The 26655-nt window shown below is 60.0% G+C and carries 22 protein-coding genes; all 22 read left to right on the top strand.

Going from position 1 to position 26655, the window contains the following annotated elements; all coding sequences use genetic code 11:
• The first annotated feature begins 384 nt into the window (after positions 1-384).
• Positions 385-2610 carry an NADP-dependent isocitrate dehydrogenase gene (locus QF010_RS08760; RefSeq protein ID WP_033057053.1) on the top strand — a complete coding sequence of 742 codons (2226 nt, stop codon included), beginning with the start codon at positions 385-387 and terminating at the stop codon, positions 2608-2610.
• Positions 2611-2807: 197 nt separating this feature from the next.
• Positions 2808-3254 (top strand): NUDIX hydrolase, encoded by a 447-nt coding sequence (locus QF010_RS08755; RefSeq protein ID WP_033057055.1) that lies wholly within the window; start codon positions 2808-2810, stop codon positions 3252-3254.
• A 59-nt stretch (positions 3255-3313) separates the two neighbouring features.
• A complete protein-coding gene (gene mnmA, locus QF010_RS08750; protein ID WP_008146022.1) occupies positions 3314-4459 on the top strand; it encodes a tRNA 2-thiouridine(34) synthase MnmA in 1146 nt (381 codons plus the stop codon).
• Positions 4456-5079, top strand: coding sequence for a high frequency lysogenization protein HflD (gene hflD / locus QF010_RS08745; RefSeq protein WP_033057057.1), 624 nt, complete (start codon positions 4456-4458; stop codon positions 5077-5079). Before mnmA ends, hflD begins: the two co-directional genes overlap by 4 nt.
• Before the next feature lie 126 nt (positions 5080-5205).
• A complete protein-coding gene (gene purB / locus QF010_RS08740) occupies positions 5206-6576 on the top strand; it encodes an adenylosuccinate lyase (RefSeq protein ID WP_027925117.1) in 1371 nt (456 codons plus the stop codon).
• Between the two features lie 86 nt (positions 6577-6662).
• Complete coding sequence (locus tag QF010_RS08735) at positions 6663-7832, top strand: ribosomal protein uL16 3-hydroxylase (RefSeq protein ID WP_429532909.1); 1170 nt, start codon at positions 6663-6665, stop codon at positions 7830-7832.
• Positions 7825-8250 (top strand): GNAT family N-acetyltransferase, encoded by a 426-nt coding sequence (locus tag QF010_RS08730; protein WP_033057062.1) that lies wholly within the window; start codon positions 7825-7827, stop codon positions 8248-8250. The genes QF010_RS08735 and QF010_RS08730 overlap by 8 nt, the downstream gene beginning before the upstream one ends.
• Positions 8251-8466: 216 nt before the next feature.
• Positions 8467-9228, top strand: coding sequence for a secretin N-terminal domain-containing protein (locus QF010_RS08725; RefSeq protein ID WP_429532908.1), 762 nt, complete (start codon positions 8467-8469; stop codon positions 9226-9228).
• Between the two features lie 509 nt (positions 9229-9737).
• Positions 9738-11063 (top strand): isocitrate lyase, encoded by a 1326-nt coding sequence (aceA, locus tag QF010_RS08720; protein ID WP_033057066.1) that lies wholly within the window; start codon positions 9738-9740, stop codon positions 11061-11063.
• A gap of 639 nt (positions 11064-11702) precedes the next feature.
• Positions 11703-12116: an NADH-quinone oxidoreductase subunit A gene (locus QF010_RS08715; protein WP_008146033.1), complete on the top strand. Its 414-nt coding sequence runs from the start codon at positions 11703-11705 to the stop codon at positions 12114-12116.
• Positions 12117-12126: 10 nt separating this feature from the next.
• Positions 12127-12801 (top strand): NuoB/complex I 20 kDa subunit family protein, encoded by a 675-nt coding sequence (locus QF010_RS08710; RefSeq protein WP_008146035.1) that lies wholly within the window; start codon positions 12127-12129, stop codon positions 12799-12801.
• Between the two features lie 72 nt (positions 12802-12873).
• Positions 12874-14658: an NADH-quinone oxidoreductase subunit C/D gene (gene nuoC, locus QF010_RS08705; RefSeq protein WP_008146037.1), complete on the top strand. Its 1785-nt coding sequence runs from the start codon at positions 12874-12876 to the stop codon at positions 14656-14658.
• Positions 14659-14660: 2 nt separating this feature from the next.
• On the top strand, positions 14661-15158 hold the full coding sequence (nuoE, locus tag QF010_RS08700) for an NADH-quinone oxidoreductase subunit NuoE (RefSeq protein ID WP_008146039.1): 498 nt from the start codon (positions 14661-14663) through the stop codon (positions 15156-15158).
• Entirely contained in the window at positions 15155-16510 is a 1356-nt protein-coding gene (nuoF, locus tag QF010_RS08695) for an NADH-quinone oxidoreductase subunit NuoF (RefSeq protein WP_008146041.1), read from the top strand. Before nuoE ends, nuoF begins: the two co-directional genes overlap by 4 nt.
• A 136-nt stretch (positions 16511-16646) precedes the next feature.
• Complete coding sequence (gene nuoG / locus QF010_RS08690; protein WP_429532907.1) at positions 16647-19361, top strand: NADH-quinone oxidoreductase subunit NuoG; 2715 nt, start codon at positions 16647-16649, stop codon at positions 19359-19361.
• Positions 19358-20365: an NADH-quinone oxidoreductase subunit NuoH gene (gene nuoH / locus QF010_RS08685; protein WP_008146046.1), complete on the top strand. Its 1008-nt coding sequence runs from the start codon at positions 19358-19360 to the stop codon at positions 20363-20365. Before nuoG ends, nuoH begins: the two co-directional genes overlap by 4 nt.
• 12 nt (positions 20366-20377) lie before the next feature.
• Positions 20378-20923, top strand: a complete 546-nt coding sequence (nuoI, locus tag QF010_RS08680) for an NADH-quinone oxidoreductase subunit NuoI (protein ID WP_019648466.1) — start codon at positions 20378-20380, stop codon at positions 20921-20923.
• 9 nt (positions 20924-20932) lie between these two features.
• Positions 20933-21436 carry an NADH-quinone oxidoreductase subunit J gene (gene nuoJ, locus QF010_RS08675; protein WP_033057072.1) on the top strand — a complete coding sequence of 168 codons (504 nt, stop codon included), beginning with the start codon at positions 20933-20935 and terminating at the stop codon, positions 21434-21436.
• A gap of 2 nt (positions 21437-21438) precedes the next feature.
• On the top strand, positions 21439-21747 hold the full coding sequence (gene nuoK, locus QF010_RS08670) for an NADH-quinone oxidoreductase subunit NuoK (protein ID WP_007946416.1): 309 nt from the start codon (positions 21439-21441) through the stop codon (positions 21745-21747).
• Complete coding sequence (gene nuoL / locus QF010_RS08665) at positions 21744-23597, top strand: NADH-quinone oxidoreductase subunit L (protein ID WP_429510556.1); 1854 nt, start codon at positions 21744-21746, stop codon at positions 23595-23597. The genes nuoK and nuoL overlap by 4 nt, the downstream gene beginning before the upstream one ends.
• Before the next feature lie 39 nt (positions 23598-23636).
• Positions 23637-25169, top strand: a complete 1533-nt coding sequence (gene nuoM, locus QF010_RS08660) for an NADH-quinone oxidoreductase subunit M (RefSeq protein ID WP_033057076.1) — start codon at positions 23637-23639, stop codon at positions 25167-25169.
• Positions 25170-25176: 7 nt separating this feature from the next.
• Positions 25177-26640 carry an NADH-quinone oxidoreductase subunit NuoN gene (nuoN, locus tag QF010_RS08655; RefSeq protein ID WP_033057078.1) on the top strand — a complete coding sequence of 488 codons (1464 nt, stop codon included), beginning with the start codon at positions 25177-25179 and terminating at the stop codon, positions 26638-26640.
• Positions 26641-26655: the final 15 nt, after the last annotated feature.

The following is a 26655-nucleotide window of genomic DNA, read 5'->3' as shown; positions in this document are numbered from 1 at the left end:
ACGTACAAGCCTGAAAGCAAAGGGAAAAGCGCCAAACTCAAGCACGGTGCAAGACTCTACGCCCCACTCGCCCCTGCGACCTTTAGACCAATGGACGACAATCGTTACGTATGAACCATCGGCAGATTGCCAGCTACCTATGTATAATGCCGCCCGCTGACCACAGAGTCACGACGGCCGACCTTTCTATTACGAGGCTTTGGGCCTGAAAAAGCAGGGTTGTTACCGCAACCCACCCGCTTGACGCTCGACTGATGCACCCAACATCACCGCGAAGAAATCTCGACATTCGGCTCATGGATGACTTTGAACGAACGCGCTTACCCGGCGCCCCTCGAGTTTTTCTGCGCACGCTTTAGCAAAGAAGAGAGAGTTAATCCGAATATGCCCACCCGCTCGAAGATCATCTATACCTTCACCGACGAAGCTCCCGCCCTCGCCACCTATTCACTGTTGCCTATCGTAGAGGCCTTCACCGCCTCCGCTGATATCGCCGTGGAAACCCGCGATATCTCTCTTGCAGGGCGCATCCTGGCCAGCTTCCCCGAGCAACTGGGTGACAAAGCCGTAGCCGACCACCTCGCCGAACTGGGCGACCTGGCCGTTACGCCTGAAGCCAACATCATCAAGTTGCCGAACATCAGCGCCTCGGTTCCGCAACTGCAAGCCGCGATCAAGGAACTGCAAGCCCAGGGCTTCGCACTGCCTGACTACCCGGAAACCGTGACCAGCGACGCCGACAAGCTCGCCAAGTCGCGTTACGACAAGATCAAGGGCAGCGCCGTGAACCCGGTTCTGCGCGAAGGCAACTCCGATCGTCGTGCCCCGCTGTCGGTCAAGAACTATGCACGCAAGCACCCACACAAAATGGGCGCCTGGGCTGCGGACTCCAAGTCCCACGTCGCGCACATGAGCACCGGCGATTTCTACGGCAGCGAAAAAGCTGCCCTGATCGACGCCGCTGACGCCGTCAAAATCGAACTGATCGCTCAAGACGGCACCACCACCGTCCTGAAAGAAAAAACCACCGTGCAAGCCGGTGAGATCCTCGATTGCGCGGTCATGAGCAAAAACGCTCTGCGCAGCTTCATCGCTGCCGAGATCGAAGACGCCAAGCAAAAAGGCGTGCTGCTGTCGGTTCACTTGAAAGCCACCATGATGAAGGTCTCCGACCCGATCATGTTCGGCCAGATCGTTGCCGAGTTCTATAAAGACGCACTGGCCAAGCACGCTGACGTGCTGGCTCAGATCGGCTTCAACCTGAACAACGGCATCGGCGACCTGTACGCTCGCATCAAAGCCCTGCCGGCTGAGCAGCAAGCGCAGATCGAAGCGGACATCCAGGCGGTCTACGCCGTTCGTCCGTCGCTGGCCATGGTCAACTCCGACAAAGGCATCACCAACCTGCACGTACCGAGCGACGTTATCGTCGACGCCTCGATGCCGGCGATGATCCGTGACTCCGGCAAAATGTGGGGCACTGACGGTCAGCTGCACGACACCAAGGCTGTGATCCCGGATCGCTGCTACGCCACCATCTACCAGGCGGTGATCGAAGACTGCAAGCTGCACGGCGCTTTCGATCCAACCACCATGGGCAGCGTGCCAAACGTTGGCCTGATGGCGAAAAAAGCCGAAGAATACGGCTCGCACGACAAGACGTTCCAGATCAAGGCGAACGGCGTTGTCCGCGTTACCGACGGTAAAGGCGGCCTGCTGCTGGAGCAATCGGTTGAAGCCGGCGACATCTTCCGCATGTGCCAGACCAAAGACGCGCCGATCCAGGACTGGGTCAAACTGGCCGTCAACCGTGCTCGCGCAAGCGCCACTCCAGCGATTTTCTGGCTGGACCCAATGCGCGCCCACGACGGTGTAGTGATCGAGAAAGTTCAGGCCTACCTGAAGGATCACGACACCTCCGGCCTGGACATCCGCATCATGTCGCCAGTCGACGCGATGGCCTTCACCCTGGGCCGTACTCGCGAAGGCAAGGACACCATCTCGGTGACCGGCAACGTACTGCGCGACTACCTGACTGACCTGTTCCCGATCATGGAACTGGGCACCAGCGCCAAGATGCTGTCGATCGTTCCGCTGATGAACGGCGGTGGCCTGTTCGAAACCGGCGCCGGCGGTTCGGCACCGAAGCACGTTCAGCAACTGCTGGAAGAGAACTTCCTGCGTTGGGATTCCCTGGGCGAGTTCCTGGCCCTGGCCGCTTCCCTTGAGCACCTGGGTGTTACCTACAACAACCCTAAGGCGCTGGTTCTGGCCAAGACCCTGGATCAGGCCACCGGCCAGTTCCTGGACAACAACAAGTCGCCGTCGCGTAAAGTCGGCAACATCGACAACCGCGGCAGCCACTTCTACCTGGCGCTGTACTGGGCTCAAGCCCTGGCTGCCCAGACCGAAGACACTGCACTGCAAGCGCAGTTCGGCGAACTGGCCAAGACCCTGACCGAGAACGAAGCAACCATCGTTGCCGAGCTCAACGCCGTTCAGGGCAAGCCAGTGGACATCGGCGGTTACTACCACGCCAATGCCGAGCTGATCAGCAAGGCCATGCGCCCAAGCAACACTTTCAACGCCGCGATCGCTGCGCTGGTTTAAGGTTGTAAGGATGCAAAGAAGCCCCGGCCCTGCGCCGGGGTTTCTGTTTTCGGGCTTCACACAATTCCCTGTAGGAGTGAGCCTGCTCGCGATTGCGGTATACCATTCAACATCTGTGGTGACTGACATTGCGCTATCGCGAGCAGGCTCACTCCTACATTGGACCGTGTTTCAACATTGGATATCGAGGAAGCTTTATGGACTGGAAACCCCACATCACCGTCGCCACCATCGTCGAAGACAACGGCCGCTTCCTGATGGTCGAAGAATCCAAGGGTGGACGAACGGTGCTCAACCAGCCCGCCGGTCACCTCGACCCGGACGAAACCCTGATCGAAGCCGCCGTACGCGAAACCCTCGAAGAAACCGGCTGGGACGTCGAGCCGACTGGCGTGGTGGGCATTTACCTCTACACCGCCCCGAGTAACGGCGTGACTTATCAGCGGGTCTGCTTCACCGCAAAACCACTGAAGCATCACCCCGACTACCAGCTGGACGACGGCATCGTCGGCGCAAAATGGCTGACGCGTGACGAACTGCTGGCACAGCGCGCAAACTGGCGCAGTGAGCTGATCATCCGCTGTATCGATGATTATCTGGACGGCCAACACTTCGGTCTCGAACTGATCCGCCCTTCTCTTTAGCCTTGCGGGCTTCGGCCTGTTAGAATCGCGTCCTTTTTCAAGACACTCATTGAATCCCTATGCGTGATCCAGCCCCTTCTGACACACAAAAGAAGCGCGTCATTGTCGGCATGTCCGGCGGCGTGGACTCTTCCGTTTCCGCTCTCCTGCTGATTGAGCAGGGTTATGAGGTGGAAGGCCTGTTCATGAAGAACTGGGAAGAAGACGATGGAACGGAATACTGCACCGCCATGGATGACCTGGCGGACGCTCAGGCCGTGTGCGACAAGATTGGCATCAAGCTGCACACCGCCAACTTCGCCGCCGAGTACTGGGACAACGTGTTCGAGCACTTCCTGGCCGAATACAAGGCCGGTCGCACGCCGAATCCGGACATCCTGTGTAACCGCGAGATCAAGTTCAAGGCGTTCCTCGACTACGCCATGATGCTCGGCGCCGACCTGATCGCCACCGGTCACTACGTGCGTCGCCGCGACATCGATGGTCGCACCGAGCTGCTCAAGGGCCTGGACCCGAACAAGGACCAGAGCTACTTCCTGCACGCCGTCGGCGGCGAACAGATCGCCAAGACCCTGTTCCCGGTCGGCGAGCTGGAAAAACCCGAAGTCCGCGCGATTGCCGAGAAACACGAACTCGCCACCGCGAAGAAAAAGGATTCCACCGGGATCTGCTTTATCGGCGAACGCCGCTTCAGCGACTTCCTCAAGCAGTACCTGCCGGCCCAACCGGGCGAGATCAAGACCACCGAAGGTGAAGTCATCGGCCGTCACCACGGCTTGATGTATCACACCATCGGTCAGCGCCAGGGCCTGGGCATCGGCGGCTTGAAAGACGCCAGTGACGAGCCGTGGTACGTGCTGATCAAAGACCTGGAGCACAACGAATTGATCGTTGGCCAGGGCAATGACCATCCATACCTGTTCTCCCGCGCCCTGCTCGCCTCAGACATCTATTGGGTCAACCCGATCGACCTGAGCGAACCGCGCCGGCTGACCGCTAAAGTCCGCTATCGCCAAAGCGACCAGCCGTGCACGCTGGAAAAAACCGCCACCGGCTACCGCGCGACCTTCGATGACCCGCAACGCGCGGTCACCCCAGGCCAGTCCGTGGTGTTCTACGACGGTGAAATCTGCCTCGGCGGCGGCGTGATCGAAGTCGCGGAGCCGTGGACCAGCAAAGGCACTCCTCAAGGCGAGCAGCAATGAGCCCGACTCAGGAGCAACTGACGGCACTGGGCGGCGTGTTCCTCGCCGCCGTGCTGGTCGACAAGATCGCCAAGACCGGCCAGACCGCCGAAGCCGGCCTGACCTGCATGCTCGGCAGCCTGCTGATTCGCGACCCCAAGGACACTCTGGAAGTCTACGGCGGCGACGACATCAATCTGCGTGAAGGTTACCGCGCATTGATCGGCGCCCTGGAACGCGACCCGAGCACCCTTCAGCGCGAACCGCTGCGCTATGCGCTGGCGATGCTCGGGCTGGAGCGTCAACTGGCCAAGCGCAACGACATGCTCGATGTGATCGGCAAGCGTCTGCCGCAGATTCAGTCCCAGGTCGAGCACTTCGGCCCGGCTCACGAAAACGTCATCGCAGCGTGCGGCGCCCTGTATCAGGACACCCTGAGCACCCTGCGCCAGCGAATTCAGGTCCATGGCGACATGCGCAACCTGCAGCAACCGAGCAACGCTTCGAAAATCCGCGCCCTGTTGCTGGCCGGAATTCGTTCGGCGCGCCTGTGGCGGCAGTTGGGCGGTCATCGCTGGCAGCTGGTGATCAGCCGTCGCAAGTTGCTGAAAGAGCTTTACCCGCTGATGCGCAGCAGCTGAACCGCGCCCGCAAGACCCTTTGTATTTTGTAACGCGTAAGACGCTGGTCAGTTGGCAACGGACCGGCGGATTTTTTCATGTATGATACGCGCCCCATTTCGTTGCCCGACTGTCCGAGAACACCCCATGCAGCTTTCTTCGCTCACTGCGGTTTCCCCTGTTGACGGCCGCTACGCCGGCAAAACCCAGGCCCTGCGCCCAATTTTCAGCGAATACGGCCTGATCCGTGCTCGCGTTCTGGTTGAAGTGCGCTGGCTCCAGCGCCTGGCCGCTCACCCTGGCATCAGCGAAGTGCCGGCGTTCTCCGCCGAAGCCAACGCTGTGCTGAACACCCTGGCGGAAAACTTCGCTCTGGAGCACGCCGAGCGTGTCAAAGAGATCGAGCGCACCACCAACCACGACGTCAAAGCCATTGAGTACCTGCTCAAAGAGCAAGCGGCCAAGCTGCCGGAACTGGCTGCTGTCAGCGAATTCATCCACTTTGCCTGCACCAGCGAGGACATCAACAACCTGTCCCACGCCCTGATGCTGCGCGAAGGCCGTGATGACGTGATGCTGCCGCTGATGCGCCAGACTGCCGAAGCCATCCGCGAACTGGCCATCCGTTTCGCCGACGTGCCGATGCTGTCGCGCACCCACGGTCAACCGGCTTCGCCGACCACCCTGGGCAAAGAGCTGGCGAACGTGGTTTACCGTCTGGAGCGTCAGATCGCTCAAGTCGCTGCCGTTCCGCTGCTGGGCAAGATCAACGGCGCTGTCGGCAACTACAACGCTCACCTGTCGGCCTACCCTGAGATCGATTGGGAAGAGAACGCCCGCGCCTTCATCGAAGACGAGCTGGGCCTGGGCTTCAACCCGTACACCACGCAGATCGAACCGCACGACTACATCGCCGAGCTGTTCGACGCGATCGCGCGCTTCAACACCATCCTGATCGACTTCGACCGCGACATCTGGGGCTACATCTCCCTGGGTTATTTCAAACAGCGCACTATCGCTGGCGAAATCGGTTCGTCGACCATGCCGCACAAGGTCAACCCGATCGACTTCGAAAACTCCGAAGGCAACCTGGGTATCGCCAACGCACTGTTCCAGCATTTGGCAAGCAAGCTGCCGATCTCCCGCTGGCAGCGCGACCTGACCGACTCCACCGTGCTGCGCAACCTCGGTGTCGGCTTCGCCCACAGCGTGATCGCGTACGAAGCCAGCCTGAAAGGCATCAGCAAACTCGAGCTCAACGCTCAGAAAATCGCTGCTGACCTGGACGCGTGCTGGGAAGTATTGGCCGAGCCAATCCAGACCGTGATGCGTCGCTACAACATCGAGAACCCGTACGAAAAACTGAAAGAGTTGACCCGTGGCAAGGGCATCAGCCCTGAAGCGCTGCAAACTTTCATCGACGGCCTGGACATGCCAGCCGCCGCCAAGGCCGAGCTGAAACTGCTCACCCCGGCGAACTACATCGGCAACGCTGTAGAGCAAGCCAAACGCATCTGATCGACCGCTTTACCCTTTTGAGACGCCCGGCAGCGCCGGGCGTTTTTATTCCCGTCTGAAAAGTGCTTTTTTTCAATAGGTTACACATGAATCCTGACATTCCTCTTCAACTCCTGGGCGGCATCACGGCGCGCGAATTCCTGCGCGACTACTGGCAGAAAAAACCCCTGCTGATCCGTCAGGCGATTCCTGAATTCGAAAGCCCGATCGACGCCGACGAACTGGCCGGCCTGGCGCTGGAAGAAGAAGTCGAGTCACGCCTGATCATCGAGAATGGCGAGCGCCCGTGGGAAATGCGCCGCGGCCCGTTCGCCGAAGACGAATTCAGCAAGCTGCCGGAACGTGACTGGACTCTGTTGGTTCAAGCGGTTGACCAGTTCGTACCGGAAGTCGCCGAGCTGCTGGAAAACTTCCGCTTCCTGCCGAGCTGGCGTATCGACGACGTGATGATCAGCTTTGCCGCCCCGGGTGGCAGCGTCGGTCCGCACTTCGACAACTACGACGTGTTCCTGCTGCAAGGTCACGGCAAGCGCAACTGGAAAATCGGCCAGATGTGCGATTCCGAGAGCAAGCTGCTGCAACACGCCGACCTGCGAATCCTTGCCGACTTCGAAGCCACCGACGAATGGGTTCTGGAACCGGGCGACATGCTCTACCTGCCGCCGCGCCTGGCCCACTGCGGTGTTGCTGTTGATGACTGCCTGACCTACTCGGTCGGTTTCCGTGCGCCGAGCGCCGCTGAAGTGCTGACTCACTTCACCGACTTCCTCAGCCAGTTTCTGTCGGACGAAGAGCGTTATACCGATGCCGACGCGCTGCCTGCCGTCGATCCACATCAGATTCAGCACGACGCCCTCGATCGCCTGAAAGCCTTGCTGGCCGAGCACATGAGCGACGAGCGCCTGCTGCTGACCTGGTTCGGCCAGTTCATGACCGAGCCGCGCTACCCGGAACTGGTGGCGGGTCCGGAAGAGATCGAAGAAGACGACCTGCTCACCAGCCTTGAGCAAGGCGCAGTACTGATCCGCAACCCGAGCGCACGCCTGGCCTGGTCCGAAGTCGATGACGACCTGCTGCTGTTCGCCAGCGGCCAGAGCCGTTACCTGCCAGGCAAACTGCGCGAGCTGCTGAAGATGATTTGCGCCGCAGACGCGCTGCACATCGACAATCTCGGCGACTGGCTGACCGACGAAGACGGTCGCGGCCTGCTGTGCGAACTGATCAAGCAAGGAAGCCTGGGGTTTGCCGATGAATAAAATTCACGTACGTGTCGCAGACTGGCAAAAGGACAACGCCGAGATCCGGCGCATTCGTGAGACGGTGTTCATCGCCGAGCAATCCGTTCCACCCGAACTGGAATGGGATGCTGATGACGCGACGGCGGTGCATTTTCTGGCCTTCGAAGGCGACTTTCCGATTGGCACCGCCCGCCTGCTGCCCGATGGCCACGTCGGCCGGGTATCGGTGCTGAAAGACTGGCGCGGATTGAAAGTCGGCGATGCGCTGATGCACGCGGTGATCGGTGAAGCCGAGAAGCGCGGGCTCAAGCAGCAGATGTTGAGCGCGCAAGTGCAGGCCACGGCGTTCTATGAGCGCCTGGGCTTCAGCCTGGTCAGTGAGGAATTCCTGGAAGCCGGGATTCCGCATGTGGACATGGTGCGTCACTCAGCCTGACACCGCGGCGCGGCCATCGCGAGCAGGCTCACTCCTACAAGGATTACGCCAGACCTTGTAGGAGTGAGCCTGCTCGCGATGAGGCCCTGAAGAACTCCCCGAAACGCCCCGGCATCCTAGGATGCCGGGGCGTTTTGCTGTCTACGATTCAACTTGCCCCACGCCGGGCCGACAAACTGGCAATATCAACACTTCAAGATGTCGGAGATAACGGATATGTCCCTACGCACCCTGCTCATCACGCTGCTGCTGAGCTGCAGTTTTTCGGCCATTGCAGCCACCGAGATCGTGCCACTGAACTACCGCACCAGCGACGACATGCTGCCCATCGCGCAGAATTTCATCGGCAAGGAAGGCCAAGTCAGCGCCTACGGCAATCAGCTGATCGTCAATGCCGATCAGCGCAAGATCGACGAACTTAAGGCCCTGATTTCCCAACTCGACGTCGCCGCCAAACGCCTGTTGATCACTGTCGACACCAACGAAAACAACTTCCAGGGCGATCAGGGTTACTCGGTAAATGGCGCCAAACCGAGCCAGACTCGCATCATCAATCGCAGCACCGACAGCCGTGACGGCGGGATTCAGCAGATCCAGGCCAGCGAAGGCACGCCGGCTCTGATCCAGGTCGGCCAGAGCGTTCCGCTCACCAGCACTCAGACCGATTCCTACGGCGACCTGCGCAGCCAGACCGAATACCGCAACGTCACCCAGGGTTTCTACGTCACCGCCAGCGTCACCGGGGAGATCGTTCACCTGGCGATCAGCACAAACCGTGACCGCATGAGCCAGGAACGTCCCGATGTAGTGAATGTGCAAAGTACCGACACAACTGTCACGGGACGACTGGGCGAATGGATCACCCTGGCCGGCGTAAACCGCCAGACTCAGGCCGATAAACAGGGCCAGACCCGCAGCTACTCGACTCAGGGCCGCGATGACATGACCCTGCGGGTGAAAGTCGATACTTTGGACTAAACCACCGAAAACTGACTGATTAGTCGTATTAGACCAAAGATGTAGTGCCATAAAAAAAGCACTACAAAACGTTTGACGATACAAAAAAGCAAAGGCATGATGGCCTCGCTCCCGCTAATCAGGGGCCCTGGCAAGGGCCTTCGAGGCGCCGTTCGCACCTACCCCGCGAGCCGCTTCGTGTCTGTACCGCCCACAAGGTGTGTTTGACGAGGTTGCCGACTGGAACGAAGTTGTCCCGAGGGACGGAAGCGTAATTAGGTAACCCGGCTCCACACTGAAGTTCGTACCAAGGCCCACGACGCCCGAATGCGCTCGCCAGTTCGCCCTTACCTGCTCACTTCCCCTCGAGCCCATCGTTCATCCCGTCGCCACCCCCGCCGAATCCGACTTGACCGCCTAAGCTTCTGGTCAGCGAGCAGCCTTTTACGCCCCTTTAAATGCGTAATTGGCACGCAGGAATTGTCCACCCAGAACCACTTTCGATTAAAGACGCGACGAGGTTTATCCCCATGGCACTGACACGCGAACAGCAAATTGCAGCCCTCGAAAAAGATTGGGCTGAAAACCCACGCTGGAAAGGCGTGACACGCGCTTACTCCGCTGCTGACGTCGTCCGCCTGCGTGGCTCGGTTCAACCTGAGCACACCTTTGCAAAATTGGGCGCCGAGAAGCTGTGGAACCTGGTGACCCAGGGCGCCAAGCCATCCTTCCGTCCTGATAAAGATTTCGTCAACTGCATGGGCGCCCTGACCGGCGGCCAGGCTGTACAACAAGTCAAAGCCGGTATCCAGGCAATCTACCTGTCGGGCTGGCAAGTGGCTGCGGACAACAACTCCGCCGAATCGATGTACCCGGACCAGTCGCTGTACCCGGTGGATTCGGTTCCAACCGTGGTCAAGCGCATCAACAACTCGTTCCGTCGTGCTGACCAGATCCAGTGGAAAGCCGGTAAAGGCCCAGGTGACGAAGGCTACATCGACTACTTCGCACCGATCGTGGCTGACGCTGAAGCCGGTTTCGGCGGCGTACTGAACGCTTACGAGCTGATGAAAAGCATGATCGAAGCAGGCGCCGCCGGCGTTCACTTCGAAGACCAACTGGCTTCCGTGAAAAAATGCGGCCACATGGGCGGCAAGGTACTGGTTCCTACCCAGGAAGCTGTACAGAAGCTGACCGCTGCCCGTCTGGCGGCTGACGTTGCCGGTACTCCGACCATCATCCTGGCTCGTACCGACGCTAACGCGGCTGACCTGCTGACTTCCGATTGCGACCCGTACGACCAGCCATTCGTGACTGGCGAACGCACCCAGGAAGGCTTCTACAAAGTGCGCGCCGGCCTGGACCAGGCGATCGCTCGCGGCCTGGCTTACGCTCCGTACGCCGACCTGATCTGGTGCGAAACCGCCAAGCCGGATCTGGACGAGGCTCGTCGCTTCGCTGAAGCGATCAAAAAGGAATACCCGGACCAACTGCTGTCGTACAACTGCTCGCCTTCCTTCAACTGGAAGAAAAACCTGGACGACGCGACCATCGCCAAGTTCCAGCGCGAACTGTCCGCCATGGGTTACAAGCACCAGTTCATCACCCTGGCCGGCATTCACAACATGTGGCACAGCATGTTCAACCTGGCGCACGACTACGCCCGCAACGACATGACTGCCTACGTGAAGCTGCAAGAGCAAGAGTTCGCTGACGCTTCGAAGGGCTACACCTTCGTGGCTCACCAGCAGGAAGTGGGCACCGGCTACTTCGACGACATGACCACCGTGATTCAAGGTGGCTCGTCTTCGGTAACCGCGCTGACCGGTTCGACTGAAGAAGAACAGTTCCACTGATCTGCTTCGCCTGAGCAAACGGCCGTTGCGGACCGAATAGAAAGCTAACCGCAGCGTCGCACATCTGACGCCCCGACTGGTTCGGGGCGTTTTTTTGCCTGCGATTTCCTCAGCGAACACATAACCTGTAGGAGTGAGCCTGCTCGCGATAGCGTCCGGTCAGGCAGCACAGTTTCGACTGACCGGACGCTATCGCGAGCAGGCTCACTCCCACAGTGGTCAGCGGTGAATCCGGGAAAAACCTTGATCCAGAGCATTTTCTCGATCAGGAAAAGAAGGTAAAACGACCCCGCTCACTACTTGTTGTTACGTGCATGTAAGACAACTTCCCACCCATTAACCTGTTAAACAGTTTAAAAACCACCACAAACAATATTGATTATCATTTAGCCGAAACTATGTTCGTTACATTCCCTACAAAACATAATTGATGAAATGCCGGCTAATGCCCGAACCGCATGGGCTGCGGGGTTTTGGAGGTGCGCTATGTCCTTATTCCTGTAAATAATTTCGCTATAGGAATTTTACTTGCACGGTGTTGTGCCATAAAATCAGCGGGATTGATTGCTGCGACATATCGTCACTGCTTTGTTTCTTTTCAAGCTCAGAGACCTTTGCTCTCTGTTAAGGATTACCAGCATGCCCGAAGCGACAGGACTCATGGCCCACAACTGGGGCTTTGCCATTTTCCTTCTGGGCGTCGTCGGCCTTTGTGCCTTCATGCTCGGCGTCTCCAGCCTCCTCGGGTCAAAAGCCTGGGGCCGCAGCAAAAACGAACCGTTCGAATCCGGCATGCTGCCTACAGGTGGCGCCCGTCTGCGGCTCTCTGCAAAATTCTATCTGGTCGCGATGCTCTTCGTGATCTTCGATATCGAAGCCCTTTTTCTCTTTGCCTGGTCTGTGTCCGTCCGCGAAAGCGGCTGGACCGGATTCGTCGAAGCTCTCGTTTTCATAGCAATTCTGTTGGCAGGCCTTGTCTACCTATTTCGAGTGGGCGCCCTTGACTGGGCTCCGGCAGCTCGTCTTAAGCGGCAAGCGAAGCTGAAACAATGAGGCTTTGGCAATGCAATACAATCTCACCAGGATCGACCCCGATGCTCCTAACGAGCAGTATCCGATTGGCGAACGGGAAACCGTTTCCGATCCGTTAGAAGATCAAGTCCACAAAAACATTTTCATGGGCAAGCTCGAAGACGTGCTTAACGGCACGATCAACTGGGGGCGCAAGAACTCCCTGTGGCCGTATAACTTCGGTCTTTCGTGCTGCTACGTGGAAATGACCACCGCCTTCACGGCGCCCCACGACATCGCGCGCTTTGGCGCCGAGGTTATCCGGGCATCGCCGCGTCAGGCGGATTTCATGGTTATCGCCGGTACCTGCTTCATCAAGATGGCGCCGATCATTCAGCGTCTCTACGAGCAAATGCTCGAACCTAAATGGGTTATCTCCATGGGTTCGTGCGCCAACTCCGGTGGCATGTACGACATCTACTCAGTCGTTCAAGGGGTGGACAAGTTCCTGCCCGTGGACGTCTACGTGCCTGGCTGCCCGCCCCGTCCTGAAGCTTTTCTGCAAGGCTTGATGCTCTTGCAAGAGTCGATTGGACAGGAGCGTCGTCCGCTTTCCTGGGTCGTCGGCGATCAAGGCGTATACCGCGCCGAGATGCCTTCGCAAAAGGAACAGCGCCGCGAACAGCGAATCGCAGTCACCAACCTGCGCAGCCCCGACGAAGTCTGATCCAGACCTGCTTCTTTTATAGAACGAGAACCTGGCTTCATTCTTTACGTTGACCGAAAGCGATAAATAACCATGACTACAGGCAGTGCTCTGTACATCCCGCCTTATAAGGCAGACGACCAGGATGTGGTCGTCGAACTGAACAACCGTTTTGGCCCCGAGGCGTTCACCGCCCAGCCTACCCGCACCGGCATGCCGGTGCTTTGGGTTGCCCGTGCCAAACTCGTCGAAGTCCTGACCTTCCTGCGCAACCTGCCCAAGCCGTACGTCATGCTCTATGACCTGCACGGCGTGGACGAGCGTCTGCGCACCAAGCGTCAAGGGCTGCCAAGCGGCGCTGACTTCACTGTGTTCTATCACTTGATGTCGATCGAACGTAATAGTGACGTAATGATCAAGGTCGCCTTGTCCGAGAGCGACCTCAGCGTGCCGACCGTGACCGGCATCTGGCCGAACGCCAACTGGTACGAGCGTGAAGTGTGGGACATGTACGGCATCAACTTTGCCGGTCACCCGCACCTGACCCGCATCATGATGCCGCCGACCTGGGAAGGTCACCCGCTGCGCAAGGACTTCCCGGCCCGTGCCACCGAGTTCGACCCGTTCAGCCTGACCCTGGCCAAGCAACAGCTTGAGGAAGAAGCCGCGCGCTTCAAGCCTGAAGACTGGGGCATGAAGCGTTCCGGGGCGAACGAGGACTACATGTTCCTCAACCTCGGCCCTAACCACCCTTCCGCGCACGGTGCGTTCCGCATCATTCTGCAGCTGGACGGTGAAGAGATCGTCGATTGCGTACCGGACGTCGGTTACCACCACCGTGGTGCCGAGAAGATGGCCGAGCGTCAGTCCTGGCACAGCTTCATTCCGTACACCGACCGTATCGACTACCTCGGCGGCGTGATGAACAACCTGCCGTACGTGCTCTCGGTCGAGAAGCTGGCCGGCATCAAGGTGCCCGAGAAGGTCGACGTCATCCGCATCATGATGGCCGAGTTCTTCCGGATCACCAGCCACCTGCTGTTCCTGGGGACTTACATCCAGGACGTCGGCGCCATGACCCCGGTGTTCTTCACGTTCACCGACCGTCAGAAGGCGTACACGGTGATCGAAGCCATTACCGGTTTCCGTCTGCACCCGGCCTGGTACCGCATCGGTGGCGTCGCTCACGACCTGCCGCGCGGCTGGGAAAAACTGGTAAAAGACTTCATCGAGTGGATGCCAAAGCGTCTGGACGAATACCAGAAAGCCGCACTGGACAACAGCATCCTGCGTGGCCGGACCATCGGCGTCGCCGCCTACAACACCAAAGAAGCCCTGGAATGGGGCGTCACCGGTTCCGGCCTGCGTTCGACCGGTTGCGATTTCGACCTGCGTAAAGCTCGTCCGTACTCCGGCTACGAGAACTTCGAATTCGAAGTGCCGCTGGCGGCCAATGGCGACGCCTACGACCGTTGCATCGTGCGTGTCGAAGAAATGCGCCAGAGCCTGAAGATCATCGAGCAGTGCATGCGCAACATGCCGGAAGGCCCGTACAAGGCGGATCACCCGCTGACCACGCCGCCGCCGAAAGAGCGCACGCTGCAACACATCGAGACCCTGATCACGCACTTCCTGCAAGTTTCGTGGGGCCCGGTCATGCCGGCCAACGAATCCTTCCAGATGATCGAAGCGACCAAGGGCATCAACAGTTATTACCTGACGAGCGATGGCGGCACCATGAGCTACCGCACCCGGATTCGCACCCCAAGCTTCCCGCACCTGCAGCAGATCCCTTCGGTGATCAAAGGCAGCATGGTCGCGGACTTGATTGCGTACCTGGGTAGTATCGATTTCGTTATGGCCGACGTGGACCGCTAAGCATGAATAGCACGCTTATCCAGACAGACCGTTTCGCCCTGAGCGAAACCGAGCGCTCGGCCATCGAGCACGAGCTGCATCACTACGAAGACCCGCGCGCGGCGTCGATCGAAGCCCTGAAGATCGTCCAGAAGGAACGTGGCTGGGTGCCTGATGGCGCGCTCTACGCCATCGGCGAGATCCTCGGCATCCCGGCCAGCGACGTTGAAGGGGTGGCGACGTTCTACAGCCAGATCTTCCGTCAGCCAGTCGGCCGTCACATCATTCGCGTCTGCGACAGCATGGTCTGCTACATCGGTGGCCATGAATCGGTCGTCAGCGAAATCCAGAGCAATCTGGGCATCGGCCTGGGTCAGACCACCGCCGACGGTCGTTTCACCCTGCTGCCGGTCTGCTGCCTCGGCAACTGCGACAAGGCGCCGGCGTTGATGATCGACGACGACACATTCGGTGATGTGCAGCCTGCCGGCGTTGCCAAATTGCTCGAGGGCTACGTATGACCCTGACTTCCTTCGGTCCAGCCAACCGCATCAAGCGTTCGGCCGAGACTCACCCGCTGACCTGGCGTCTGCGTGACGACGGCGAAGCCGTATGGCTCGACGAATACCAGGCCAAGAACGGCTACGCGGCTGCGCGCAAGGCTTTCGCCGACATGGCTCAGGACGACATCGTCCAGACCGTGAAGGACTCCGGTCTTAAAGGTCGCGGCGGTGCAGGCTTCCCCACGGGCGTTAAGTGGGGCCTGATGCCCAAAGACGAATCCATCAACATCCGCTACCTGCTGTGCAACGCGGACGAGATGGAACCGAACACCTGGAAAGACCGCATGCTGATGGAGCAACTGCCCCATCTGCTGATCGAAGGCATGCTGATCAGTGCTCGCGCGCTGAAAACCTACCGTGGCTACATCTTCCTGCGTGGCGAATACACCACCGCCGCCAAGCACCTGAACCGTGCCGTGGAAGAAGCCAAGGCAGCAGGCCTGCTGGGTAAAAACATCCTGGGCAGCGGCTTCGATTTCGAGCTGTTCGTCCACACCGGCGCCGGGCGTTACATCTGCGGTGAAGAAACCGCACTGATCAACTCCCTCGAAGGCCGCCGCGCCAACCCGCGCTCCAAGCCGCCCTTCCCTGCCGCCGTTGGCGTGTGGGGCAAGCCGACTTGCGTGAACAACGTTGAAACCCTGTGCAACGTGCCGGCGATCATTGCCGACGGCGTGGACTGGTACAAATCGTTGGCCCGCGAAGGCAGTGAAGACATGGGCACCAAGCTCATGGGCTTCTCCGGCAAGGTCAAGAACCCGGGCCTGTGGGAATTGCCGTTCGGCGTCACCGGTCGCGAGTTGTTCGAAGACTACGCCGGCGGCATGCGCGACGGTTACAAGCTCAAGTGCTGGCAGCCAGGCGGCGCCGGTACCGGTTTCCTGTTGCCGGAACACCTGGACGCACAAATGTACGCCGGCGGCATCGCCAAAGTGGGCACCCGTATGGGTACCGGCCTGGCCATGGCGGTGGACGACAGCGTCAACATGGTTTCCCTGCTGCGCAACATGGAAGAGTTCTTCTCCCGCGAATCCTGCGGTTTCTGCACCCCGTGCCGTGACGGTTTGCCGTGGAGCGTCAAGCTTCTGCGCGCCATCGAGAACGGTGAAGGGCAAGCCGGCGATATCGAGACCCTGCTGGGTCTGGTCGGTTTCCTCGGCCCTGGCAAGACCTTCTGTGCTCACGCACCGGGCGCCGTGGAGCCGTTGGGCAGCGCAATCAAATACTTCCGCCATGAGTTCGAAGCCGGCATCGCGCCTACCAGCGCCGTCGTCCCGCCTCTGGCAAGGCCGATCGTAGTCGGCGCGTAAACGCTTAAAAAAGCGAAGGGTCCGTGCCCGCAGCTTTTCGTGTGATGACGCCGCAAGCGGCTGTGTTGATTCACGCGAATAACAAGATTCCATTAGCCACGCCCGCTGACACCGGGCCAACGAAGAACTTTGAACCATGGCCACTATCCACGTAGACGGCAAAGAGCTCGAAGTCGATGGGGCAGACAACCTGTTACAGGCATGTCTGTCGCTAGGCCTCGATATCCCTTATTTCTGCTGGCACCCAGCCCTGGGCAGCGTTGGCGCTTGCCGCCAGTGCGCGGTCAAGCAGTACACCGACGAAAACGACAAGCGTGGTCGGATCGTCATGTCCTGCATGACCCCCGCCACCGACGGCAGCTGGATCTCCATCGACGACGAAGAAGCGAAAGTGTTTCGCGCCAGCGTCGTTGAATGGCTGATGACCAACCACCCTCACGACTGCCCGGTCTGTGAAGAAGGCGGTCACTGCCACCTGCAAGACATGACGGTGATGACCGGCCACAACGAGCGCCGTTATCGCTTCACCAAGCGTACTCACCAGAACCAGCAACTGGGCCCGTTCATTTCCCACGAAATGAACCGCTGCATCGCTTGCTACCGCTGCGTGCGCTTCTATAAAGACTACGCCGGCGGCACCGACCTCGGTGTATTCGGCGCCCACGACAACGTGTACTTCGGTCGCGTTGAAGACGGCACCCTGGAAAGCGAGTTCTCCGGCAACCTCACCGAGGTCTGCCCGACCGGTGTGTTCACCGACAAGACTCACTCCGAGCGCTACAACCGCAAGTGGGACATGCAGTTCTCGCCGAGCATCTGCCATGGCTGCTCCAGCGGTTGCAACATCTCCCCGGGCGAGCGCTACGGTGAACTGCGTCGTATCGAAAACCGTTTCAACGGTTCGGTAAACCAGTACTTCCTGTGCGACCGTGGCCGTTTCGGCTATGGCTACGTCAACCGCAAGGATCGCCCGCGTCAGGCATTGCTGGCCAACGGCGCCAAGCTGACCCTCGACGAAGCGCTGGATAAAGCCGCCGACCTGCTGCGCGGTCGCAACATCGTCGGTATCGGTTCGCCACGTGCCAGCCTCGAAAGCAACTACGCGTTGCGCGAACTGGTCGGTGCCGAGCACTTCTACTCCGGTATCGAAGCCGCCGAGCTGGAACGCATTCGTCTGGTCATGCAGGTGCTGAAAGACAGCCCGCTGCCGATCCCGAACATGCGCGACATCGAAGACCACGATGCGATCTTCGTCCTCGGCGAAGACCTGACCCAGACCGCTGCGCGTATGGCCCTGTCCCTGCGTCAATCGGTCAAAGGCAAAGCCGAAGACATGGCCGACGCCATGCGCGTTCAGCCTTGGCTCGACGCCGCGGTGAAGAACATCGGTCAGAACGCTCTGAACCCGCTGTTTATCGCCAGCCTGGCTGAAACCAAGCTCGACGACATCGCTGAAGAATGCGTTCACGCTGCGCCAGACGACCTGGCCCGCATCGGTTTCGCCGTGGCTCACGCCCTCGACGCCAGCGCGCCTGCCGTTGAAGGCCTGGACGCTGAAGCTCTTGAGCTGGCCAAGCGCATTGCCGACGCCCTGCTTGCCGCCAAGCGTCCGCTGATCATTGCCGGTACTTCGCTGGGTTCCAAGGCACTGATCGAAGCCGCGGCAAACATCGCCAAGGCCCTGAAGCTTCGCGAGAAGAACGGTTCCATCAGCCTGATCGTGCCAGAGGCCAACAGCCTCGGCCTGGCCATGCTCGGTGGCGACTCGGTCGATGCAGCGCTGCAAGCCGTGATCGACGGCAAGGCTGACGCCATCGTCGTGCTGGAAAACGATCTGTACACCCGTACTGACAAAGCCAAGGTCGATGCTGCCCTGAACGCCGCGAAAGTGGTGATCGTGGCGGACCATCAGAAGACCGCCACCAGCGATCGCGCGCACCTGGTTCTGCCAGCGGCCAGCTTCGCTGAAGGCGACGGTACGCTGGTCAGCCAGGAAGGTCGCGCCCAGCGCTTCTTCCAGGTCTTCGACCCGACTTACCTCGACGCAAGCATCATGGTTCACGAAGGCTGGCGCTGGCTGCATGCCTTGCGCGCCACCCTGTTGAACCAGCCGATCGACTGGACCCAACTGGACCACGTCACCGCTGCCTGTGCCGCAAGCACTCCGCAACTGGCCGGCATTGTCAGCGCCGCACCGTCCGCCGCGTTCCGCATCAAGGGCCTGAAACTGGCTCGCGAACCGCTGCGTTACAGCGGCCGGACCGCCATGCGCGCCGACATCAGCGTGCACGAACCGCGTACTTCCCAGGACAACGACACCGCGTTCTCGTTCTCCATGGAAGGTTACTCGGGCTCGGTCGAACCGCGTCAGCAAGTGCCATTCGCCTGGTCTCCGGGCTGGAACTCGCCGCAAGCCTGGAACAAGTTCCAGGACGAAGTCGGTGGTCACATCCGCGCTGGCGACCCGGGCACCCGCCTGATCGAAAGCACCGGTGACTCGCTGAACTGGTTCGCCAGTGTTCCTCGCGCGTTCAACCCGGCTCCAGGCACCTGGCAGGTTGTGCCGTTCTTCCACCTGTTCGGCAGCGAAGAGAACTCTTCCAAAGCCGAGCCGGTTCAGGAGCGCATCCCGGCCGCTTACGTGTCGCTGGCCAAATCCGAAGCCGACCGTCTGGGTGTCAATGACGGTGCCATGCTGAGCTTGAGCGTTGCTGGCCAGACCCTGCGTCTGCCGCTGCGCATCAACGAAGAGCTGGGTGCCGGCCTGGTCGCATTGCCGGCCGGTATCGCCGGCATTCCGCCAGCGATCTTTGGCAAATCCGTTGACGGTCTGCAGGAGGCAGCTCAATGACCTGGTTCACGCCTGAAGTGATTGACGTGATCATCGCGGTCCTCAAGGCCATCGTGATTCTGCTCGCCGTCGTGGTGTGCGGCGCGCTGTTGAGCTGGGTCGAGCGTCGTTTGCTCGCCCTCTGGCAGGACCGTTACGGTCCGAACCGCGTCGGCCCGTTCGGCGCGTTCCAGATCGCGGCCGACATGATCAAGATGTTCTTCAAGGAAGACTGGACCCCGCCGTTCGCCGACAAGGTGATCTTCACCTTGGCACCGGTCGTGGCCATGAGCGCCTTGCTGATTGCCTTCGCGATCATCCCGATCACCCCGACCTGGGGTGTGGCGGATATCAACATCGGCATCCTGTTCTTCTTCGCCATGGCCGGTCTGTCGGTCTACGCGGTGCTGTTCGCCGGCTGGTCGAGTAACAACAAGTTCGCCCTGTTGGGCAGCTTGCGGGCCTCGGCACAAACCGTGTCGTACGAAGTGTTCATGGGCCTGTCGCTGATGGGCATCGTGATCCAGGTTGGCTCGTTCAACATGCGCGACATCGTTGAATACCAGGCGCAGAACCTGTGGTTCGTCATTCCGCAGATCTTCGGTTTCCTGACCTTCTTCATTGCTGGCGTCGCCGTGACTCACCGTCACCCGTTCGACCAGCCGGAAGCGGAGCAGGAACTGGCCGACGGTTACCACATTGAATACGCCGGCATGAAATGGGGCATGTTCTTCGTCGGCGAGTACATCGGCATCGTGTTGATTTCGGCGCTGCTGGTGACCCTGTTCTTCGGTGGCTGGCACGGTCCGTTCGGTATTCTGCCGCAGATCCCGTTCATCTGGTTCGCACTGAAAACCGCGTTCTTCATCATGTTCTTCATCCTGCTGCGCGCCTCGATTCCGCGCCCACGGTATGACCAAGTGATGGATTTCAGCTGGAAGTTCTGCCTGCCGCTGACCCTCGTCAACATGCTGGTGACCGCTGCGATCGTGTTGCTCAACACGCCCGCCGTCGCGGCTCAGTGAGGATAGAGAATCATGAAGTACATATTTGACATCGTGCATGGCTTCTTCACCCAGCTTCGCAGCCTGGTGATGATCTTCGGCCATGCCTTCCGCAAGCGCGACACGCTGCAGTACCCGGAAGAAGCCGTGTACCTGCCGCCGCGCTTCCGTGGCCGTATCGTCCTGACCCGCGACCCCGACGGCGAAGAGCGTTGTGTAGCCTGCAACCTATGCGCCGTGGCGTGCCCGGTCGGTTGCATCTCGCTGCAGAAAGCTGAAACCGATGACGGTCGCTGGTACCCGGAGTTTTTCCGTATCAACTTCTCGCGCTGCATTTTCTGCGGCCTCTGCGAGGAAGCCTGCCCGACCACCGCGATCCAGCTGACACCGGATTTCGAGATGGCCGAGTTCAAACGTCAGGACCTGGTGTACGAGAAAGAAGATCTGTTGATCTCCGGCCCCGGCAAAAACCCTGATTACAACTTCTATCGTGTTGCAGGTATGGCGATTGCCGGTAAGCCGAAAGGCGCCGCGCAGAATGAAGCCGAACCGATCAACGTGAAGAGCTTGCTGCCTTAAGGAAGAAAGATGGAATTCGCTTTCTATTTCGCATCGGGTATCGCTGTTGTGTCCACGCTTCGCGTGATCACCAACACCAACCCCGTGCACGCCCTGCTCTACCTGATCATTTCGCTGATTGCCGTGGCGATGACGTTTTTCGCCCTCGGCGCGCCGTTCGCCGGTGTGCTGGAAGTGATCGCCTACGCTGGCGCCATCATGGTGCTGTTCGTGTTCGTGGTGATGATGCTGAACCTGGGGCCCGCCTCGGTTCAGCAAGAGCGCGTCTGGCTCAAGCCCGGCATCTGGCTCGGCCCGGTCGCACTCGGCGCCCTGCTGCTGGTTGAACTGCTGTACGTGCTGTTCAGCCACTCCAGCGGTCAGGCCGTCGGCCACACCACCGTAGACGCCAAGGCCGTGGGCATCAGCCTGTTCGGTCCTTACCTGCTGGTGGTCGAACTCGCCTCGATGCTGCTGCTCGCCGCAGCCGTCACGGCGTTCCACTTGGGCCGCAACGAAGCCAAGGAGCAATGACGATGCCTGCTATCCCTATGGAGCATGGTCTGGCGGTCGCCGGCATCCTGTTCTGCCTCGGTCTGGTCGGCCTGATGGTCCGCCGCAACATTCTCTTCGTGCTGATGAGCCTGGAGGTCATGATGAATGCCTCCGCACTGGCCTTCATCGTTGCCGGTAGCCGCTGGGCGCAGCCGGATGGACAGATCATGTTCATCCTGGTGATCAGCCTGGCAGCCGCCGAGGCCAGTATTGGCCTGGCGATTCTGTTGCAGCTGTATCGCCGCTTCCACACTCTCGATATCGACGCTGCCAGCGAGATGCGCGGATGAATCTTCTCTATCTGACTTTCGTATTCCCTCTCATAGGTTTCCTGCTGCTGGCGTTCTCACGCGGCCGCCTCTCGGAAAACCTGTCGGCGCTGATTGGCGTCGGTTCCATTGGACTGTCGGCCATCGTCACGGCTTATGTGATCTGGCAATTCAACGTCGCCCCGCCGGAAGGCGGTCACTACACCATGGTGTTGTGGCAGTGGATGGCGGTGGAAGGCTTTACGCCTAACTTCGCGCTGTACCTGGATGGTCTGTCCCTGACCATGCTGGGTGTGGTGGTCGGCGTCGGCTTCCTGATCCACCTGTTCGCGTCCTGGTACATGCGCGGTGAAGCCGGTTACTCGCGCTTCTTCGCCTACACCAACCTGTTTATCGCCAGCATGCTGTTCCTGGTCCTGGGCGATAACCTGTTGTTCCTGTACTTCGGTTGGGAAGGCGTGGGCCTGTGCTCGTACCTGTTGATCGGTTTCTACTACAGCAACCGCAACAACGGTAACGCGGCACTCAAAGCCTTCATCGTCACCCGTATCGGCGACGTGTTCATGGCCATCGGCCTGTTCATCCTGTTCGCACAACTGGGCACGCTGAACATCCAGGAACTGCTGGTTCTGGCACCACAGAAATTCCAGTCTGGCGACTTCTGGATGGTCATGGCCACCCTGATGCTGCTGGGCGGCGCTGTCGGTAAATCCGCGCAACTGCCGCTGCAAACCTGGCTGGCGGACGCGATGGCCGGTCCTACTCCGGTTTCGGCACTGATCCACGCCGCAACCATGGTAACCGCCGGTGTCTACCTGATCGCCCGTACTCACGGCCTGTTTTCCCTGGCGCCGGACATCCTGCACCTGGTTGGCGTTGTCGGCGGTGTGACCCTGGTACTCGCCGGTTTTGCCGCACTGGTTCAGACCGACATCAAACGTATCCTCGCCTACTCGACCATGAGCCAGATCGGCTACATGTTCCTGGCGCTGGGCGTTGGTGCGTGGGATGGCGCGATCTTCCACCTGATGACCCACGCCTTCTTCAAGGCGCTGCTGTTCCTTGCGTCCGGTGCGGTGATCGTTGCCTGCCACCACGAGCAGAACATCTTCAAGATGGGCGGCCTGTGGAAGAAACTGCCACTGGCCTACGCCAGCTTCATCGTCGGCGGCGCGGCCCTGGCGGCCCTGCCACTGGTGACCGCAGGCTTCTACTCCAAGGACGAAATCCTCTGGGAAGCGTTCGCCAGCGGCAACCACGGCCTGCTTTACGCCGGTCTGGTCGGTGCGTTCATGACGTCGCTGTACACCTTCCGCCTGATCTTCATCACGTTCCACGGTGAAGTGAAGACCGAAGCGCACGCCGGTCACGGCATCGCTCACTGGCTGCCACTGTCGGTGCTGATCGTATTGTCTACCGCCATTGGCGCGATGATCGTTCCACCGCTGCACGGCGTGCTGCCGGAAAGCGTCGGCCATGCCGGTGGCGAAGCCAAGCACAGTCTGGAAATCGCGTCGGGCGCCATCGCCCTGTCCGGGATCCTGCTGGCCGCACTGCTGTTCCTCGGCAAGCGTCGCTTCGTCACTGCAATCGCCAACAGCGGCATTGGCCGCTTCCTTTCGGCCTGGTGGTTCGCTGCCTGGGGCTTCGACTGGATCTACGACAAACTGTTCGTCAAGCCATACCTTGCGATCAGCCACGCACTGCGCAGAGACCCGCTCGACCAGACCATCGGTCTGATCCCGCGTATGGCCAAAGGTGGTCACACTGCCCTGAGCCGTACCGAAACCGGTCAACTGCGTTGGTACGCGGCATCGATGGCAGCCGGCTCCGTGCTGGTCATCGGCGCCATCGTGCTGGTAGCGGTCTGATATGAACCTTGCGAACTTGCGAAAGGAATTGAGCCCGTCATGATTCTGCCTTGGCTAATCCTGATCCCCTTCATCGGCGGCCTGCTGTGCTGGATGGGTGAGCGCTTCGGCGCTACCCTCCCCCGCTGGATTGCGCTGTTGACCATGACCCTGGAACTCGCACTCGGCCTCTGGCTGTGGGCCCACGGTAATTATTCATTTGCTCCGGCCCCTGGCGCCGATCCGACCTGGGCGCTTGAGTTCAAGCACATCTGGATCGAGCGCTTCGGCATCAGCGTGCACCTGGCCCTCGACGGCCTGTCGCTGTTGATGATCCTGCTGACCGGTCTGCTGGGTATCCTCTCGGTACTCTGCTCGTGGAAAGAGATCCAGCGTCACGTTGGCTTCTTCCACTTGAACCTGATGTGGATCCTGGGCGGTGTCGTCGGCGTGTTTCTCGCCCTCGACCTGTTCATGTTCTTCTTCTTCTGGGAAATGATGCTGGTGCCGATGTACTTCCTCATCGCGCTCTGGGGTCACAGTTCTTCGGACGGCAAGAAAACCCGGATCTACGCGGCGACCAAGTTCTTCATCTTCACTCAGGCGTCCGGCCTGATCATGTTGGTGGCGATCCTGGGCCTGGTACTGGTCAACTTCAACGACACCGGCGTGATTACCTTCAACTACGCCGATCTGTTGAAAACCAAGATGTCGCTGACCACCGAGTACATCCTGATGCTCGGCTTCTTCATCGCCTTCGCGGTGAAACTGCCGGTCGTGCCGTTCCACTCCTGGCTGCCTGACGCTCACGCACAGGCACCGACAGCGGGTTCGGTCGACCTGGCCGGTATCTTGTTGAAAACGGCTGCTTACGGTCTGCTGCGTTTCGCCCTGCCGCTGTTCCCGAATGCTTCGGCCGAGTTCGCGCCGTTCGCCATGACCCTGGGTCTGATCGGGATCTTCTACGGTGCGTTCCTGGCCTTCGCCCAAACCGACATCAAGCGTCTGATCGCCTACTCCTCCGTTTCCCACATGGGTTTCGTGTTGATCGGCATCTACTCCGGCAGCCAACTGGCGCTGCAAGGCGCTGTGATGCAGATGCTGGCGCACGGTCTGTCGGCGGCGGCACTCTTTATCCTCAGTGGTCAACTGTACGAGCGTACCCACACCCGCGACATGCGCGAGATGGGTGGCCTGTGGTCGAAGATCGCTTACCTGCCGGCCGTCAGCCTGTTCTTCGCAGCCGCGTCCCTGGGCTTGCCGGCTACCGGTAACTTTGTGGGTGAGTTCCTGATCCTGATCGGCACGTTCCCGAGCGCTCCAATCATCACTATCCTCGCGACGTCCGGTCTGGTGTTCGGTTCGGTCTACTCGCTGATCATGATCCACCGTGCCTACTTCGGCCCGTCCAAATCGGACGCGGTGCTGCATGGCATGGATGGTCGCGAACTGATCATGGTGGTCGGTCTGGCAGCGTTGCTGATTTTCATCGGCGTGTACCCGCAACCGTTCCTCGATACCTCTGCTGCGACGATGCATGGCGTGCAGCAATGGCTCGGCACCGCCTTCACTCAACTCGCTTCGGCCCGGTAAGAGCGCTATGGAATTCACGACTCAACACTTTATCGCGCTTGCGCCGTTGTTGATCACCAGCGCCACGATCATCGTGGTGATGCTGGCAATCGCCTGGCGCCGCAACCACTCGCAGACCTTCCTGATTTCCGTGGCGGGTCTGAACCTGGCGTTGCTGTCGATCCTGCCAGCCCTGAAAGTCGCGCCTCTGGCGGTGACTCCACTGCTGCAGATCGACACCTTCGCTTGCTTGTATATGGCGCTGATCCTGGTCGCCACCCTCGCTTGTGTAACCCTCGCCCACGCCTACCTCGGCGATGGCGGTTCGGGTTACCCGGGCAACCGTGAAGAACTTTACCTGCTGATCCTGATGGCCGCCGCTGGTGGCCTGGTACTGGTCAGCGCGCAGCACCTGGCCGGGTTGTTCATCGGTCTGGAACTGCTCTCGGTACCGGTCTACGGTCTGGTGGCTTATGCCTTCTTCAACAAGCGTTCGCTGGAAGCCGGTATCAAGTACATGGTGCTGTCGGCCGCCGGTTCCGCGTTCCTGTTGTTCGGCATGGCCCTGCTCTACGCCGACTCCGGCAGCCTGAGCTTCGTCGGTATCGGCCAGGCCCTCGCGGCCACCGGCCTGCCAAGCTCGCTGGCGCAACTGGGCCTGGGCATGATGCTGATCGGTCTGGCGTTCAAGCTGTCGCTGGTACCGTTCCACCTCTGGACCCCGGACGTGTACGAAGGTGCTCCGGCACCGGTGGCCGCGTTCCTGGCCACCGCGTCGAAAGTCGCTGTGTTCGCAGTGATGGTGCGTCTGTTCCAGATCTCGCCGGCGGCGAGCAGCGGTGTACTGAGCGACGTACTGACCATCATCGCCATCGCGTCGATCCTGTTCGGTAACCTGCTGGCACTGACCCAGAGCAACCTCAAGCGTCTGCTGGGTTACTCGTCCATCGCACACTTCGGTTACCTGCTGATCGCCCTGGTGGCGAGCAAGGGCCTGGCCGTGGAAGCCATCGGCGTGTACCTGGTCACCTACGTGATCACCAGCCTCGGCGCGTTCGGCGTGATCACCCTGATGTCCTCGCCGTACAACGGCCGTGATGCGGATGCCCTGTACGAATACCGCGGCCTGTTCTGGCGCCGTCCGTACCTGACCGCCGTACTGACCGTGATGATGCTGTCCCTGGCCGGTATCCCGCTGACCGCGGGCTTCATCGGCAAGTTCTACATCATCGCTACCGGTGTCGAGTCGCACCAATGGTGGCTGGTCGGTTCGTTGGTATTGGGCAGCGCCATCGGCGTCTTCTACTACCTGCGTGTGATGGTCACCCTGTACCTGATCGAACCGAACCTGCGTCGCCACGATGCGCAGCTGCACTGGGAACAACGTGCAGGCGGCGTGATGCTGCTGGCCATCGCCGCACTGGCGTTCTTCCTCGGGCTGTATCCGCAGCCGTTGCTGGTGCTGGTTCAGCAGGCGGGGTTGGCGGGTTGATCGCTTAAGCGACAC

The organism is Pseudomonas silensiensis, from assembly GCF_050434865.1.
GTDB lineage: Bacteria > Pseudomonadota > Gammaproteobacteria > Pseudomonadales > Pseudomonadaceae > Aquipseudomonas > Aquipseudomonas fluorescens_W.
The sequence above is the reverse complement of the archived record's forward strand: the minus strand, read 5'-3'. Positions and strand labels throughout refer to the sequence as shown.